Origin of the sequence: Chryseobacterium sp. OSA05B (assembly GCF_019970065.1) — a bacterium.
Classification (GTDB): Bacteria; Bacteroidota; Bacteroidia; order Flavobacteriales; family Weeksellaceae; genus Chryseobacterium.
Map to the genome: position 1 here is coordinate 1 of NZ_JAHXYH010000026.1, position 1,351 is coordinate 1,351.

Here is a 1,351-nt window from a genome sequence, read left to right on the forward strand (position 1 = left end):
GAATAGAGAATGAGAAGAGAGAACGCCCTCTTTTTATGACTTAGGTTCCTAAACAGGAATAGGCCCAGTGCGCTAACACCGGGCCTAGACCATGATCAGAAGATCGAAAGATCATCTGAGGCAGATCGGTCAGAAGACCACCTGGTTATGCGCCTAAGAAAAGCTGCACGAAAGCTGCAACTACCTGGAGTCCTGCGAAGACTAAACCCAAGTAGGTTGCGGCTTTCTGCTTTTCGGCGCAATACGCGCAGCAGTTAGACTCATGCACCTTGTATCACCTCGCTTCGTCCGCATTGAAGGAACGCCCGATGTGTATCGAGCGCAAAATCCATGCGAAAAGCTCTGACCCATGTACTAAGCGCCCGCTTCTGACCTACGGGTGAGGTGACACCGTGAAACAGTTCTCGCGAGTGTTTCACTAAATGGTGTTTAAAGCCTAGCAGTGACAGCAGAATTAGGGACCCACAGCGAGCACAATGTCTTGCTTCTGAGGAAGCGTTGGTTTGCTCATTGACGTGGGTAAATAATCCCTCATACGTCTGGCACCAAATGGTCCCACCGTAACGAAAACTGTCATGTCACCGACCACGGTTATCAAAGATGCAAGAGGTGTGACCGAAACAGGCCGGCAAACTACCGACCAAAACAGCCGGCTAAGTTCGGTCCACACAACAACGGCTGGGTGCCAGCTCAACGGGCTGGATACTGATCCGGACGGATCATGAGGTAAGCGTGCTTATGTCTGTTCCTGGTCGGCTTTCTCCCCGGCTCAGAGCTCCTCGAACAGGATCCAGAGAACTCAACTGCATGTGGTCACGTCCCAACGCCTTAGAAAGCCGCACAGGACGTCGGAGAAATAGCGACCGTGCAGCAGCGCGACGGAGCAAGCTATACATTTAGGTGCCCTAAATGGCTTGGCCGTGCCGGCTGTCTCCGACGGAGCAAGCTATCGACTTAGCCCGGCTAAGTTTTCGGCTTGCCCCAACCCACTTCCTGGGGCGCTGCACTGGGCTTCAAAAAACAACGGAATCTTTTCTGTCGACCCGTCCGGTCTCGGCACTTCTAATGTCCCAATTGGAACCAATACCCCGGTACTTCCTTTAGACCCAGTAGGTCTAGTACTTCCACCAGGAACAAAAGAAGCAGAGCCTCCACCAGAAGTTATTGCTTCTAAAATCGACGTCCAGAGTAAGCCCGGACATCTGGATCCATCAGTACAAAGCGCCTGAATCGGGCACACCCTTTGCGTGAGGAGTATCCGAGGTCGATTTTCGTGTTTTTAGCGCTTGGCGCGATAGCTTGAGGGAGATTTTTCAGGTCCTCTTCTAGCTTGCGAAGCAAAGGTTTCCCC

General features: G+C 52.3%; 1 protein-coding gene. It reads left to right on the forward strand.

The genetic code is table 11. The annotated features are described in order from the left end of the window. Positions 1-575 precede the first annotated feature (575 nt). A complete protein-coding gene (locus LC419_RS23405) occupies positions 576-725 on the forward strand; it encodes a hypothetical protein (RefSeq protein ID WP_223609617.1) in 150 nt (49 codons plus the stop codon). The last annotated feature ends 626 nt before the right edge of the window (positions 726-1,351 follow it).